General features: G+C 71.9%; 16 protein-coding genes. 8 read left to right on the top strand and 8 right to left on the bottom strand.

Translation table 11 applies throughout. The features are described from left to right. Positions 1–79 precede the first annotated feature (79 nt). Positions 80–1,366 (bottom strand): 3-phosphoshikimate 1-carboxyvinyltransferase, encoded by a 1,287-nt coding sequence (gene aroA, locus EFA46_RS10330; RefSeq protein ID WP_123076066.1) that lies wholly within the window; start codon positions 1,364–1,366, stop codon positions 80–82. Between the two features lie 100 nt (positions 1,367–1,466). On the opposite strand from aroA, the gene EFA46_RS10325 reads away from it, so the two are divergent. Beyond that, complete coding sequence (locus EFA46_RS10325) at positions 1,467–2,645, top strand: Xaa-Pro peptidase family protein (protein ID WP_123076068.1); 1,179 nt, start codon at positions 1,467–1,469, stop codon at positions 2,643–2,645. On the opposite strand, the gene EFA46_RS10320 is transcribed toward EFA46_RS10325, so the two are convergent. Next, the gene (locus tag EFA46_RS10320; RefSeq protein ID WP_123076070.1) at positions 2,618–3,562 is read right to left on the bottom strand and encodes a PAS domain-containing protein; all 945 of its coding nucleotides are present in this window, start codon (positions 3,560–3,562) and stop codon (positions 2,618–2,620) included. The genes EFA46_RS10325 and EFA46_RS10320 overlap by 28 nt on opposite strands. 69 nt (positions 3,563–3,631) lie before the next feature. Further along, positions 3,632–4,210: a HalX domain-containing protein gene (locus EFA46_RS10315; RefSeq protein ID WP_123076072.1), complete on the bottom strand. Its 579-nt coding sequence runs from the start codon at positions 4,208–4,210 to the stop codon at positions 3,632–3,634. Between the two features lie 95 nt (positions 4,211–4,305). Here EFA46_RS10315 and EFA46_RS10310 point away from each other — a divergent pair, with 95 nt between their 5' ends. The 3 genes from EFA46_RS10310 (at position 4,306) to surE (ending at position 7,265) form a co-directional block, all read left to right on the top strand. Beyond that, positions 4,306–5,049 (top strand): NAD(P)-binding domain-containing protein, encoded by a 744-nt coding sequence (locus tag EFA46_RS10310; protein ID WP_123076074.1) that lies wholly within the window; start codon positions 4,306–4,308, stop codon positions 5,047–5,049. Next, entirely contained in the window at positions 5,036–6,433 is a 1,398-nt protein-coding gene (locus tag EFA46_RS10305) for a small ribosomal subunit Rsm22 family protein (protein ID WP_123076076.1), read from the top strand. Before EFA46_RS10310 ends, EFA46_RS10305 begins: the two co-directional genes overlap by 14 nt. 67 nt (positions 6,434–6,500) lie before the next feature. Continuing rightward, on the top strand, positions 6,501–7,265 hold the full coding sequence (gene surE, locus EFA46_RS10300; protein WP_123076078.1) for a 5'/3'-nucleotidase SurE: 765 nt from the start codon (positions 6,501–6,503) through the stop codon (positions 7,263–7,265). Here the strand turns inward: surE and EFA46_RS10295 are convergent. Continuing rightward, on the bottom strand, positions 7,259–7,675 hold the full coding sequence (locus tag EFA46_RS10295) for a low molecular weight phosphatase family protein (RefSeq protein WP_123076080.1): 417 nt from the start codon (positions 7,673–7,675) through the stop codon (positions 7,259–7,261). The two genes, surE and EFA46_RS10295, sit on opposite strands and share 7 nt — an antisense overlap. A gap of 109 nt (positions 7,676–7,784) precedes the next feature. Next, a complete protein-coding gene (locus tag EFA46_RS16230) occupies positions 7,785–7,907 on the bottom strand; it encodes a hypothetical protein (protein ID WP_255494068.1) in 123 nt (40 codons plus the stop codon). Between the two features lie 120 nt (positions 7,908–8,027). Here EFA46_RS16230 and EFA46_RS10290 point away from each other — a divergent pair, with 120 nt between their 5' ends. The 3 genes from EFA46_RS10290 (at position 8,028) to EFA46_RS10280 (ending at position 12,590) form a co-directional block, all read left to right on the top strand. After that, entirely contained in the window at positions 8,028–8,492 is a 465-nt protein-coding gene (locus tag EFA46_RS10290; RefSeq protein WP_123076082.1) for an Lrp/AsnC family transcriptional regulator, read from the top strand. Between the two features lie 158 nt (positions 8,493–8,650). Continuing rightward, positions 8,651–10,147, top strand: coding sequence for a proton-conducting transporter membrane subunit (locus EFA46_RS10285; RefSeq protein WP_123076084.1), 1,497 nt, complete (start codon positions 8,651–8,653; stop codon positions 10,145–10,147). Beyond that, on the top strand, positions 10,137–12,590 hold the full coding sequence (locus EFA46_RS10280) for a DUF2309 domain-containing protein (protein WP_123076086.1): 2,454 nt from the start codon (positions 10,137–10,139) through the stop codon (positions 12,588–12,590). The genes EFA46_RS10285 and EFA46_RS10280 overlap by 11 nt, the downstream gene beginning before the upstream one ends. 4 nt (positions 12,591–12,594) lie before the next feature. On the opposite strand, the gene EFA46_RS10275 is transcribed toward EFA46_RS10280, so the two are convergent. Both EFA46_RS10275 and EFA46_RS10270 read right to left on the bottom strand, forming a co-directional pair. After that, positions 12,595–12,870 (bottom strand): chorismate mutase, encoded by a 276-nt coding sequence (locus tag EFA46_RS10275; RefSeq protein WP_176969863.1) that lies wholly within the window; start codon positions 12,868–12,870, stop codon positions 12,595–12,597. After that, positions 12,867–13,718 carry a shikimate kinase gene (locus EFA46_RS10270; protein ID WP_123076090.1) on the bottom strand — a complete coding sequence of 284 codons (852 nt, stop codon included), beginning with the start codon at positions 13,716–13,718 and terminating at the stop codon, positions 12,867–12,869. The genes EFA46_RS10275 and EFA46_RS10270 overlap by 4 nt, the downstream gene beginning before the upstream one ends. Positions 13,719–13,822: 104 nt before the next feature. Between EFA46_RS10270 and EFA46_RS10265 the strand changes: the two genes are divergently transcribed. Further along, on the top strand, positions 13,823–14,254 hold the full coding sequence (locus EFA46_RS10265; RefSeq protein WP_123076092.1) for a DUF5796 family protein: 432 nt from the start codon (positions 13,823–13,825) through the stop codon (positions 14,252–14,254). Position 14,255: 1 nt separating this feature from the next. Here EFA46_RS10265 and EFA46_RS16225 read toward each other — a convergent pair whose 3' ends face one another. Then, a complete protein-coding gene (locus EFA46_RS16225) occupies positions 14,256–14,390 on the bottom strand; it encodes a hypothetical protein (RefSeq protein ID WP_255494067.1) in 135 nt (44 codons plus the stop codon). Positions 14,391–14,464 lie beyond the last annotated feature (74 nt).

The following is a 14,464-nucleotide window of genomic DNA, read 5'->3' as shown; positions in this document are numbered from 1 at the left end:
CCGGTCCCGGCGTGTCAGCCCACGCGCGAGCGACGGCGCCCCCGCATCGCGGCGTCCCGCTATCGCTCGGTCGCCGCGCTCACTCCCGCGAGACGTCCACGCCGAGTTCGTAGAGCACGTCGAAGAACCCGGGGAAGGAGACGTCGACGTCCTCCGCGCCGGTGATCGTCGTCTCGCCGTCGGCGACGAGGCCGGCGACGGCGAGCGCCATCACGATGCGGTGGTCGCCGAGGCCCTCGACGTCCGCGCCGACGAGGTCGCTCTCGCCGCCGTGGACGAGGAGGGCGTCGCGCTCCTCCTCGACCTCCGCGCCCATCTTCGAGAGCTGCTCCGCCATCGCGCTCACGCGGTCTGTCTCCTTGAAGCGGACGTGCTCGGCGTTCACGATTTCCGTCGTGCCGTCGGCGGCCGCGCCGAGCGCCGCAATCGTCGGCAGGAGGTCGGGTGTGTCGCCGACGTCGACCGTCGTCCCCGACAGCTCGGAGCGGCGAACGACCGCGCGGCCGTTCTCGCGGTCCCACTCGAGGTCGGCGCCCATCTCCGTCAGGATGTCGAGAATCGCGCTGTCGCCCTGCGCGCTCGGGTAGACCTCGTGGACCTCGACCTCGGGGTCGCCCGCGAGCGCGCCCGCCGCGAGCAGGTAGGACGCCGACGAGAAGTCCCCCGGAACGGTGTACTCGCCGTCGCGCGGCTCGTAGGACTGCCCGCCCGGGACGCGATAGCCGCTCTCGGTCCGCGTCGCCTCGACGCCGAAGTCGTCGAGCACTTCGAGCGTGATGTCGACGTACGGCGCGGACTTCAGCTCCGTCGAGAGCTCGACGTCCACGCCGTCGTCGGTGACGGCGCCCGCCATCAGGAGCGCGGAGACGAACTGCGAGGAGACGTCGCCCGGTATCGTCACCGTCCCGCCCTCGATGGGGCCCTCGACGACGAGCGGCGCCTGCCCGTTCGCGCGCGTCGAGCGCGCCGACCCGCCGAGTTGGTCGATGGCGTCGAGAAGCGGCCCCTGCGGGCGCGAGCGCAGCGACGCGTCCCCGGTCAGCACGGTGATGCCGTCCGCGAGCGCGGCGGCCGCCGTGGTGAGCCGCATCGTCGTCCCGGAGTTCCCGCAGTCCACGACGTCCGGCGGCACCTCGGGGCGCCCGCCGAAGCCGTCGATTTCGAGGACGTCCTGCACGTCGGCGACGTCGCCGCCGAACGCCTCGACGGCACCCATCGTCTCGCGGGTGTCGGCGGAGCCGAGGTAGTGGCGGACGAGCGCGCCGTCCGAGTAGCCCGCCGCGAGAATCGCGCGGTGGGTGTAGCTCTTCGACGGCGGTGCGTGCGCGTCCCCGTGGACGCGAGACTGGGGGACCGTGACCTTCATACGCGGAGCGGACGCGGGTGTCGCCCGTAAGCGTTCCGGGGTCGCCGGGTTCCCGCGCCGTCCGGCAACGCTTTTCGGGCGCGCGGGCGCACTCTCGACCATGGACCCGGACCTCTCCGCGCTCGACGACTTCCTCAGCGATGCGGGCCACGACGGCTACCTGTTGCACGCGGGCTCGGACCTCGCCGACCAGTACTACCTCTCGGGGTTCGACGCGCCCGACCCGTTCGTCACGCTCCACACGCCCGAGACGACGGCGCTCCTCGTCTCCGGGCTGGAGTACGGCCGCGCGAAGAACGAGGCCCGCGCGGACGCGGTGCGGCGACACGCCGACTACGACATGCACGCGAAGGCCGCCGAGCACGGCCGCCGCGAGGCGTTCACGCGCGTCCTCGTCGCGTTCCTCGAGGAGTTCGGGGTCGACGACGTCGCGACGAACGGGCGCTTCCCGCTCGGCGTCGCGGACGCCCTCCGCGAGCACGACGTCGCGCTGACGGCGGACCGCGACGACCACGTCGGCGACGCGCGCGCGGTGAAGACCGAGGCGGAAGTCGAGGCCGTGCGCACCGCCCAGCGGGCGAACGAGGCGGCGATGCGCGCCGCCGAGGACCTGCTCCAAGAGGCCGACGCCGATGACGGCGTCCTCCGCTACGACGGCGCCCCGCTCACGGCCGAGCGCGTGAAGGAGGAGATCGAGGTGACGCTCCTCCGCCACGGCTGCGCGCTCGACGAGACCATCGTCGCCTGCGGCGCGGACGCCGCCGAACCGCACAATCGCGGCTCCGGCCCGCTCCGCGCGGACGAACCGATAGTCGTCGACATCTTCCCGCGCGATAAGACCTCGAAGTACCACGCGGACATGACGCGCACGTTCGTGAAGGGGACGCCGAGCGACGCGGCCCGCGAGTTCTACGAGCTGACGCAGGCGGCGTTCGACGCGGCGTTCGACGCCCTCGAACCGGGTGCGACGGGCGCGGACGTCCACGCGGCCGCCTGCGAGGTCTACGAGGACGCCGGCTATCCGACGCTGCGCTCGGACCCCGGGACGGAGACGGGCTACATCCACTCGACCGGACACGGCGTCGGCCTCGACGTCCACGAGGCGCCGGGGCTGAGCGATAGCTCCGACGTCGAACTCGAAGCCGGCCACGTCGTCACCATCGAACCCGGCCTCTACGACCCCGACGTGGGCGGGGTGCGCATCGAGGACATCGCCGTCGTCACCGAGGACGGCTACGAGGACCTCACGGACTACCCCGTCGAGTGGGTGGTCGAGTAGTCCTCCTCGTTCGCGAGCGTGATGGAGTGAGTGATGAGGTCGTCCATCCGGTCGAGCGCGGCCTCGACGTCCTCGAGCCCCTCCGCGTCCGGGTTGGCGGCGCGCGTCGCGGTGAGCGCGGCGCGCGCGCTCTCGATGGAGTCCGCGAGGTCGTAGGAGAGGACGCTCGTCAGCGCCAGCAGGTGGTCGCCGCGCGTCGACTCGCCGGTGGCGGCGTGCTGGAAGTGGATGGACAGCCCCTCCTCGGAGGGGTAGGCCCGCACCTCGAAGTGCTTCCCGAGCGGGTCGAAGGCGTCGTCGAACGCCACGGGCGTCTGCGTCGCGATGGCGCGGTTGCACTCCGTGTAGAACGTCGACCCGATGGCTTCCGGGAAGACCTCCCAGACGTTCTCGCCGACGACGCGGTCGGCGGTGACCTCGAGGAGCGCCTCCGCCTCCTCGTTGATGTAGCTGACCTGCCACTCCCGGTCGACCGTGACGAACGCCTCGGTGATGCGCTCGTAGACGTTCCGCGCGAGGTCGTTGAGGAGCGCGACGTCCTGCTCGGCCCGATATCGGCGCGACGCGGAGACGAGCGCGTCCGCGAGGTCCGCGAGCGTGGCGTCGGCCGCTCGCATGTAGTCGGTGGCGCCGGCGGAGACGGCGTCGGCGGCGAGGCCCTCGGAGCCGTTCGAGGCGTAGAGGACGAACGGAATCGCGGGGTGCGTGTCGCGCACGCGGCGGAGGACGCCGACGGCGTCGAGGCTGTCGGGCTCGTCCTCGCAGGCGATGCAGTCGATGTCGCGTTCGGAGAGGACGTCGGTGACCGCCGCTCCGTCCACGACGGACACGACGTCAGCGACGCCGGCGGCGTCCGCGAGCGCCCGCGAGTGCTCGTCGGGCCCGCCGACGTGGAGTACCCGCACACCCTCCTCCATGTTGTGGTGACTGTTACGCGTCGGCGGTGAAAAGCGCGTTGGCGGAACGCCGCGCGAGCGAAGCGGGACTCAGTCGTCCGGTTGGCCGTCGCTGAGCGACTTGAAGACCGCGACGACGTCCTCGTCGCTGAGCGACCCCATCTCCTCGTCGAGCGCGGATTCGAGCGCCTCGAGGTCGGCGAGGAGGCGCTGGTACTCCTCGTTCTCCGCGAGCGTCTCGGCGTCCTTGCGGGACTCGAGGGCGGCGCGCTTCGAGGCGAGCGCGAAGTACTCGCGCACCTCGACGGTGTAGACGCGGCGCGCGAGCAGGCGGCTGACGAGGTCCATGAGTTCCTCGCGCGTGACCGGCTTGACGAGGTAGGCGTCGAACCCCATCTCGATGATGTCGAAGTCGGGGTCGACGGCGCTCACCATCGCGACCTGTGCGTCACTCCCCTCTTCGCGGATCGACGAGAGCACTTCGTCGCCGGAGGACTCGGGCAGGCGGCGGTCGAGGAGGACGACGTCGACTTCCGCGTCGAACTCCTCGAGGGCCTCGCTCGCCGTGTTGGCGATGCGGACGTCGTGCTCGCCTTCGAGCCACGCGGCGTAGAGGTCCGCGAGGTCACGGTCGTCCTCGACGACGAGGACGGTCGGCCGGTCGGTCATTCACAAGAGGCTTTGACGTGACGACGCTTAAATCCCCCAGACGCGGCGAGGGGAGCGAACGTCTTTTGCCCGCTCGCGGGCTATCGCCAGTCGATATGGAGGTACTCGTCGTCGGAGCGGGCGAGATGGGCCGCTGGTTCGCGGCCGCCGTCGCGTCCGACGTCGCGTTCGCGGACGCGGACCCGGCGCGCGCGGAGGCGGCGGCGGACGCGCTCGACCGGCGCGCGCGCGCCGTCCCGCTCGATTCCTCGGAGTCGTTCGGCGTCGTCTGCGTCGCCGTGCCGATGCGCGTCGCGACCGAGGCGGTCGCCGAACACGCCGGGAAGGCCGAGCAGGCCGTCGTGGACGTCACGGGATCGATGCGCGCGCCGCTGGACGCGATGGCGCGCGTCGCCCCGGCTCGCGAGCGCGTGAGCTTCCACCCGCTCTTCGCGGCGGACGCCGCGCCCGGGACGGTCGCGGTCTCGACGGCCGCGGGCGGGCCGGCGACGGACGGCGTCCGTCGCGACCTCGAAGCGGCGGGGAACGACCTCGTGGACGTCGCGCCCGAGGAGCACGACGACGCGATGCGCACCGTGCAGGGGCGCACGCACGCGGCGATTCTCGCGTTCGCGCTCGCCGCCGACGCCGCCGAGACCGAGGTGCCGGACGCGCTCGCGACGCCGGTCTACGACCAGCTCGCCGCGCTCGCCGCGCGCGTCCTCGACGGGACGCCGCGCGTCTACGCGGACATTCAGGCGACGTTCGACGGCGCGCGCGACATCGCCGCCGCCGCCGAGCGCCTCGCCGAGACCGACCCCGAGGACTACGACGACCTCTTCGAGGATGTCCGTGGATAGAGACGACCTCCGCGCAAACGCGAAGTACCTCCGGAACGTCCGCCCCATCGACCCGGAGGAGATCTGCGAGTACCTCTCGACGCCGCGCCATCCGGCGGTCGTCCGGCAGGCGCTCCGCGAGGAGGCCGTCGACCTCGGCCTCGTCGAGCGCGAGGACGGCACGTTCGTCCCCGTGCAGGGCGGGCCGGCAACGGTCCCGGACGCGACCGTCACCGAGTTCCCGACCGAGCACGCGCGCGTCCTCGAGGACCGCCTCGTCGACGCCTACGGGCCGGACTGGCATCGCGGTGCGTCCGGGGACGCGCTCCGCGAGGCGATCCGCCGCCTGAAGGCCGACTACTACCACGAGAACGACGTCACGTACGACGAGACGGCGGCGCTCGGCTACGCGGTCTACCACCTCCCGGACTACTACGCGGTCGGCCGGTACGTCGCCGCCGACCTCGCGCGCGACGGCCTCTTGCCCCGCGACGCGCGCGTCCTCGACCTCGGGGCGGGCGTCGGCGGCCCGTTCCTCGGTCTCGCCGACGCGTTCCCAGCGGACGGCCTCCTCGAGTATCACGCGGTCGAGCCGAGCCCGACCGCCGACGTCCTCACGGACTTCTTCGACGCGGCCCCCAGAAACGTCCACGGGACGCTCCACCCGCGCACTGCGGAGGCCTACGCCGAGGAGGTCGAGGGCGAGTTCGACCTCGTGACGGCGTTCAGCCTGCTGAGCGAACTCGACGACCCGCTCGCGGTCGCCGAGTCCTACCGCGACGTCCTCGCCGAGGACGGCACGCTCGTCCTCGTCGCGCCGGCGGACCGGAACACGAGCATCCAGCTCCGCGAGATAGAGCGCGACCTCGAGGACGGCGGCATGTCCGTCTACGCGCCGTCGGTGCGCCTCTGGGCAGGCGAGCGCCCGACCGACCGAGGCTGGTCGTTCGTCGAGAAACCCGACGTCACCGCGCCGCCCTTCCAGCGCCGGCTCGCGGAGGCCGCAGAGCGTCCCTCGGAGTTCCTGAACGAGACGGTGAAGTACAGCTACAGCTTCCTCCGGGCGGACGGCCGGCGGCGCCACGACCTCTCGCTCCCCGCGAGCAGGTACGCGAAGCTCGCGGACGCCGAGGGGTACGTCTCGAACCGCGTCGACCTCGTCGCGGCGAAGCTCTCGGACGACCTCTCGGAGGGCGGGAACCCGCTGTTCAAGGTGAGCGATGGCTCCGAGGACGTGGACTGCTACGCGGTGCTGGTCAACCGCACCGCGCTGAACCGCGACCTCCTGGGCGCGGACTACGGCGACCTCCTCGAGTTCGAGTCCGCGCTCTGCCTCTGGAACGACGACGAGGGCGCGTACAACTTCGTCGTCGACGAGGACACCGTCGTCGACCGCCTCGGGTAGCCGTCGCGCTGCGCGCCCGCGAGTCGAGACGGGAACCGTTTTGCCGGACGCCGGTCCACCGAGAGGCATGGATATCGTCCTCACGAACGACGACGGAATCGAGAGCCCCGGTTTGGAGGCGCTCTACGATTCGCTCTCCGCCGTCGCGGACGTCACGGCGGTCGCGCCCGCCTCGGACATGAGCGCGACGGGGCGCGCGCTCTCCCGGGAGGTGACGGTCGACGAGCACGACCTCGGCTACGCCGTCCACGGCACGCCCTCGGACTGCGTGGTGGCGGCGCTGGAGTCGCTCGCGCCCGACCCGGACCTCGTCGTCTCGGGCTGTAATCGCGGCGGGAACCTCGGGATGTACGTCCTCGGGCGCTCGGGGACGGTGAGCGCGGCCGTCGAGGCGGCGTTCTTCGACGTGCCGGCGATTTCGGTGTCGCTCACGCTGACGAGCGAGGACTTCGCGGGCGGTGCGACGCCGAAGTCGGACTACAGCGAGGCGGCGGCGGCGACCACCTACCTCGTGGAGGAGACGCTCGACTCCGGCGTCTTCGAGCGCGCGGACTACCTGAACGTGAACGCGCCCCGTCCCGGCACCGAGACGGGCGAGCTGTCGGTGACGACGCCGACGCACGGCTACGACATGACGGTGGAGCGCGACGGCGCGCACCTCCGTCTCGAGGACCGGATGTGGCGGCGGATGGACGAGGGCATCGTCGCGGGCGAACCGGAGGACAGCGACCTGCGAGCCGTCGTCGAGGGGCGGACGAGCGTCTCGCCGCTCACCGCGCCGCACACGACCGAGCACCACGAGGTGCTGGACGCGCTCGCGGAGACCTACTGAGCGAGTTCGTCGAAGAGGGCGGCGACGCGCGCCTCGATGTCGTCGCGTATCTCCGCGACCGCCTCGGGGGACTCCCCGTCGGGGTCGGTCAGGTCCCAGTCGCGGCTCTCGCCCGCCCAGCCGGCGGGACAGACGTCGTCCGCGCTACAGCCCATCGTGATCACGTAGTCGGCGCGCTGGATCTCCTCGACCGTCACGTCGCGGGGCTCCCGGTCGCCGAGGTCGATGCCGACGTCGCGCATCGTCTCGACGACTTCCGGGTGGACGTGGTCGGCGGGGCGCGTCCCGCCGGTGAGTATCTCGACGTCGTCCGCGAGGCCGCGCGCGGCGACCTCGCGCTCGGCGAACGCGGTGGCCATCTGCGAGCGGCCCGCGTTCTGCACGCAGACGAAGGCGAGTGTGACGGTCATCGGGCCGTCACCTCGCCGACCGCGTGCAGGGCACGCGAGTCGCGGCGTCGAGCGAGGCGAGACGACCGTCTCGCCCAGTTCTGCACGCAGACGAAGGCGACGGTGGTCGTCATCGGAGCGTCACCTCGTCCGCGAACGCGGCGGTGGGCGTGGGCGAGTCGTCGGTGGTGATGGTGTGTGCGTGAATCATGGGAGCGCGGGCCGTGTAGCCGGGCCGGCCAACACTCGCCATCTGCGCGTGCGAGAGGATAGCGGTGCCGGTGTGAACCGTGGGCGGGACGGCGTCCGCGCGACGGCACGCGGCGTTCGCGGAGGCGAAGTCCCTTTGCCGGCGACGGGGCAACGTACCGGTATGTCCGCAGAAGACATCGACGAGGTCGACCGGGAGATCCTGTACGCCCTGCAGGAGGACGCCCGCACCCTCTCCTCGAGCGACATCGCGGAGCGCACCGGGACGTCGGGGAGCACGGTCCGAAAGCGCATCCAGCGCCTCGAGGACGCGGGCGTGATCAAGGGGTACAGCGCGGAGGTGGACTACGAGCGCTCGGGCTATCCGATCCGGATGCTCCTCTTCTGTACGGCGTCGATTCACGAGCGAAGCGACCTCATTCCCGAGGTGCTGGCCATCGACGGCGTCGTCTCCGTGCAGGAGCTCATCACGGGCGAGCAGAACCTCCTCGTGACGGCGGTCGGGCGCTCGGACAGCGACATCACGCCGATTGCCGAGGAACTCCTCGACATGGGGATCACCGTGGCCGACGAGGTGCTCGTGAAGAGTCACGTGACGACGCCGTTCGGCCGCTTCGAGGAGGAGTGAGCGACCGCCGCGCTCGCCGACGGCGAATCTTTCACGAAAGATAACGCATTCTACCGAACGGTTCGGGAACGTACGAAGGATTTATTGCCTAATCTGTTCGTAGTGTGGGGTAGACGTGACCGGGGACATCCTCCCCGCGCCACGACACGCACAGAACGATGTCGGACACCCACACCACACGGACGACCGGAGCGCTCTCGGACGCCGCGACGACGCAGTCGCCCTCGCGACTCCCCGCCGCGCTCACCCGAGTCGTCTGGGTCCTGTGGGCCGCGAGCCTCCTCGTCCTCGGCGCCCACGTCCGCACGGGCGCCACGTGGGAGGTGACGACGCTCGTCGCCGTCGACGGCCTCACGGCCGTGATGTGGGTCGCCGCCACCTTCTTCAGCGGCATCGTCCACAGCTACTCGCGGCGCTACATGGCCGGGAGCGAGCGCATCACCGCGTTCTTCGCCCGCATCACCGGCTTCACCCTCGTCGTGATGGTCCTCGTCGCCGCCGCGAACACCGCGCTCTTCGCGCTCGCGTGGCTCGCGATGGGGCTCGTCATGGCCGACCTCATCGGCTACGCTCGCGATTGGCCCCAAGCGCAGGCCGCCGCGTCGCTCTCCCGCAGGTACTTCCTCGCGAGCAGCGCGCTCGTCGGCGCCGCCGCCCTCGCACTCTGGGCGACGACCGGCGCGACGACCTTCGACGGCGTCGCCGCCGTCGCCGACGCCCTCCCGCCCGCCGTCTGGCTCGCCGTCGCGGGCGCCCTCCTCCTCGCCGCGATGATCCAGTCCGCGCTCGTCCCCTTCCACACGTGGCTCCTCTCCTCGATGACCGCGCCGACGCCCGCGTCCGCGCTCATGCACGCCGGCTTCGTCAACGCCGGCGGCATCCTCCTCGTCCGCTTCGCCCCCGTCGTCACCGCCGACGAGCGCTTCATGCTCCTCGTCGTCGCCGTCGGCGCCGCGAGCGCGCTCGTCGGCAAGCTCCTCCGCACCGTCCAAGCGGACGTCAAGGGCCGCCTCGGCTGCTCGACCACCGGGCAGATGAGCTACATGCTCATGCAGGCCGGCCTCGGATTCTTCGCCGCCGCCGTCACCCACCTCGTCCTCCACGGCTTCTACAAGGCCTACATGTTCCTCTCGAACGGGAGCCGCGTCACGCACACGACGCCCGGCCACGGCCACGGCGCGACGCCCTCGCTCACCGCCGTCGGCGCGCTCGCCACCGCCGCAACCGCCGTCGCGGGCGGCGCCGTCTTTGCCCTCCTCACCGGCGAGGGCCTCCACGCCGACAGCGGCCTCCTCCTCGCCGGCCTCGTCGTCCTGACGACGCTCCACGCGACCCGCCAAGCCCTCGGACGTACCGACGTCTCGCCCGCCGCCCGCTACGGCGCCGTCGCGCTCGTCTTCCTCCCCGCCATCGCCGTCTACGGCCTCGTCTACGCCGCCGTCGAGAGCGTCCTCGCCGGCTCGGTAATCGCGAGCGCGCCCACCGACCTCACCGTCGTCCACGTCGCCGTCGCCGCCGCGTTCGCCGCCGTCTACCTCGCCATCGAGACCGGCGCGTACCGCCGCAGCGAGCGCCTCTACGTCGCGCTCCGCAACGCCACGCAGCCCGCCCCGGCGACCGTCACCGCGAACACGGAGGAGTACGATGCCTACTGAGCACGACACCGACGACGTCCGCGACCGCATCGCCACAGCCGCCGACACCGTCGGCACGAACTGGCCGCTCCACTCGTTCGTCACCGCGAACCCCCTCGCGGGCTACGAGGACCGGCCGTTCCACGAGGCCGCCGAGCGCGCCGAGCGCCTGCGCGGCGGCCGCACCTACCCGGACGCGGAGACGTTCCGCGACGCGTGGGAGCACGACCGGATCGACCCCGAGGTGCTCCGCGCGGAACTCGCCGCACACGGCTACGACACCGACCCCGAGGCCTCCCTCGGCCGCCTCGCCGAACGCGACGACCCCGCCCCCGAGCGCGACGACGCGACCGAGCGCGTCGACCGCGCGCTCGCGAAGTGGCTCGCCGCCTTCTGCGACGAGGGCGAGGCGTCGTGGCCGATGCCGAACCGCGAGGCCGGCTTCTACGACGCCGTCCGGGCGACCGCGCGCCACGACTCGCAGATCCCGAACGCCGCCTCGCTCGCCGACGCGCCCGACGACCCCGCCGCCGCCATCGCCGCCGTCCTCGCGGACGTCCCCCGCGAGCGCTGGACGGCCGTCTTCGAGGCCCACCTGAACGCCCTCCCCGGCTGGACCGGCCTCGTCAAGTACCGCGTCGAGCGCGGCGACGAGTGGCAGGACGCCTACCCGATCACGCTCGTCGGCTACCTCGCCGCGCGCCTCCTCCTCGCCGAGCGCTTCGACGCGCCGCTCGACCCGCTCGCGGAGCGGGAGCCCGACCGCACCGACGACCACGACGTCCCGCTCGCCGAAGCGTGGCTGCGCGCGTGGGAGGCCTCCTACCGCGACGAGGTCGTCGACGCCGTCGCGGACGCGAGCGCGGCGCGCGCCGACGCTGACACCGAGGGCGACGCCGAGCGCGCGGACGCCCAACTCGTCTTCTGCATCGACACCCGCTCCGAGGTGTTCCGCCGCCACCTCCAGGCCGCCGGCGACTACGAGACGCACGGCTACGCGGGCTTCTTCGGCGTCCCGATGCGTCACGAGGGCTACGGCGCCGAGGCGAGCGCGGACGCCTGCCCGCCCATCGTCGACGCCGAACACCACGTCGGCGAGCGCCCGGACGACGCCCGCGCGCACGAGCGCGCCGCTCACGACCGCTGGACGGGGCGCCTCCACGCCGGCGAGAAGGTGTTGAAGGCGGTGAAGTCGAACGCCGCGACCGCGTTCAGCTTCGTCGAGAGCGCCGGGAGCGCGTACGGCGTCGCGCTCGCCGCGCGCACCCTCCTCCCCGAGCGCGTCCACGACCTCCGGGACGCCCTCGACGCGCGCATCCCGAGCGCACCCGACTTCTGCACGCCCACGGTCGAGCGCGACGGGACGCACGAGCGCGGCCTCCCCGTTGGTATGACCCACGAGGAGCGGGTCGAGTACGCCGAAGCCGCCTTCGAGACGATGGGCTGGGCGGAGTTCTCTCGCCTCGTCGTCTTCACCGGGCACGCGAGCGAGACGTCGAACAACCCCTACGAGGCGAGCCTCGACTGCGGCGCGTGTGCCGGTCAGCCCGGCGGCCCGAACGCGCGCGTGCTCGCCGCCATCTGCAACGACGACGCGGTGCGCGACGCCCTCCGCGAGCGCGGCCACGAGCTCCCCGAGGACACCGTGTTCCTCGCCGCCGAGCACAACACCACCACCGACGAGGTGACGCTCTACGACCGCGACGTCCCCGAGAGCCACGCCGCCGACGTCGAACGGCTCCGCGCGGACCTCGACGTCGCGCGGTCCGGTGCGGCCGCCGAGCGCGCCGAGGCGATGGGCGTCGACCCCGAGGACGCGACCCGCGAGACCGAGCGCCGCGCCGCCGACTGGGCGGAGACGCGCCCCGAGTGGGGGCTCGCCGGCAACGCTTCGTTCGTCATCGGGCCGCGCGACCTCACCGCCGACCGCGACCTGGACGGGCGCGCGTTCCTCCACTCCTACGACTGGGAGCGCGACGACGGCGACGCGCTCGACGCCATCTTCGCCGGCCCCGTCGTCGTCACGCAGTGGATCAACGCCCAGTACTACTTCTCGACCGTCGACAACGCCGCCTACGGCAGCGGCTCGAAGGTCACGCAGAACCCGGTCGGAAACGTCGGCGTCTACCAGGGCAACGGCGGCGACCTCATGACCGGCCTCCCGCTCCAGTCGCTCATGGCCGCCGACGACGACCCGTACCACCAGCCCCTCCGCCTCTCCGTCGTCGTCCACGCGCCCGTAGAGCGCGTCCGGGACGTCCTCGCCGACAACGAGCACGTCCGCACGCTCTGCGAGAACGGCTGGCTCTCGCTCACCGTCGTCGACCCGACGCGCGGCCACGACGCCTACGAGTACGACGCCGGATTCGCCCGCGCCGAGGAGACGGAGGCGACGCCGGAAGCCGAGCGCGTCGAGGCCGAGGACGGTACTCCTACTGACCCCCTCCTCGCGGCGGACGACTGAGCGCCTACTGCTCTTCGCGCGACTGGCGCTGCTGGACCTTGTTCAACTCGATGAGCAGCCGGAAGACGGCCTTCACGAGGTTCGAGTCGAGGTCGAAGGACTCTGCGTTCCGGCCGGCGCGCGCCATCACGGCCTCCTCTTGGGCCTCGTCGGTCGTCGCGAGGTCCTGCTGTTCTTTGACGCCGGCGACGGCGTCCGCGACGTAGGTGCGTCGCGCGATGAGTTCGACGATGTCGCGGTCGATCTCCTCGATCTCCTCGCGGAGCTCGTCGAGGCTCATCTCGTCCGTGCGCCGTCGTGCTGCGTCGTCGTGAGGAACGTCGTTCCCGGTCTCGTCTCCCATGATTCCTGTAGGTTCTCGAGGGCCGCCCGCTCGCCGACGGCGACGTAGCTCGGGCCGGTCCCGGAGAGCGAGGCGCCGTCGACGGCGGGCATGGCTTCGACGAGCGGGTCGCTCGAGAAGCCGAGCGCCCCGCAGAACGCGAAGCCGTTGATGGTCATCGCGAGGCCGTAGCGGCCCGCGAGCGCCAGTTCTTCGACGTGTTCGGCGAGCGGTGCGATGCGCGCACAGCGCGCGGCGTCCGCGTCCGCGCTGAACGCCTGCTCGTCCGGCGTCCAGACGAGGACGTCCCACGTGGGGTCGTCGCGCGCGAGCAGGACGTCCCGCTCGTTGTCGGTGACGGTGAGGCCTCCGAGCATGCTTGCGCTCGCGTCGTCGTACGCGCCGGTGACGGTGACGCCGACGTCGCGCGCGGCCTGCACGCCCAGTAGCGCGGCGTCCTCGCGCGAGACGGCGTCCGCCTCGCCGAGCGCGTCGAGCGTCGCGAGGACGGTGGCGTTCGCGGCGGCGCTCGAGGACTTGAGGCCGGCCGCCATCGAGATCTCCGACTCCGTCTCCACGTGCCCGCCGCGCTCGCCGTCGCCGTAGGTCTCGCAGACGAGTTCGACGCAGCGCTCGACGAGGCGGGTGTCCGCGTCGGGTTCGCCGGCGACCGACCCCGTGACGTCGCTCCCGCCGAGTTCGACGGTCGCGCTGACGTAGCGGTCGATGGCGAACGCGGCGCCCCGGCCGGTCGCGAGCGCGTTCAGCACGGTGCCGGCTGCGGGGGCCTCGGCGCTGCCGTCCATGCGTGTGAGTAGCCGACGTGGCACTTACCGTTGGCGGTCTCGACAACCGCGCCGCGACTCACGGAGAGCGCGGCGCTTTTGCGCGCGAGCGCGCAAGTCGAGGTATGAGCTATCGGAACGACGTCGCGCCGGAGACGCTCCCGGTCGAGCTGACCGAGGACGGGATCGTCGTCACGTACGCGGACGGCCGCGAGACCTTCTACCACGGCGTCCCGGAGCGCCACGAGGGGACGCTCCGGACGAGCCCCGGGATGAACGTCCAGGTGCTCGTCTGCGACCCGACGGAGACGGAGGGCGTGATGCTCTACGTGAACGACCGGAACACGCACGACGACATCCTCGAGGGGACGGGCGTCGGGCGCGTGATGCTCGAGCCCGGCGAGACCGAGGAGGTCTTCCCGGGCGTCACGGTGGAGATGGACGGCTACGCCGCGGAGATCACGGCGGACCCGGAAGTCGCGCGCGGGCGAGTCTTCGTCTTCGAGGAGGACGAGATGAGCGAGTACAGCTTCGAGCTGTTCGCGCCCGACGAGTAAGCTACTGCAAGTACGAGGGCTCTTCGGCGTCGCAGGTCTCCTCGTGGCTCTCGGCGTCCTCCTTCGCATCGAACATCAGTCCACATTTCTCACAGCGGTACCAGGTCATCTCGTCCCGCTGGGTTTCCTCGACCATACTCGAGTTCTCGGTACCCGTCGTGTTAGGCGTTTTCCCCGCAGTAACCCTTTTGCGTCGGAGCGAGAAGTCCG

It is taken from the genome of Halarchaeum sp. CBA1220 (genome assembly GCF_003721175.2).
Taxonomy (GTDB): domain Archaea; phylum Halobacteriota; class Halobacteria; order Halobacteriales; family Halobacteriaceae; genus Halarchaeum; species Halarchaeum grantii.
This window is presented reverse-complemented; position numbering and strand designations above follow the sequence as displayed.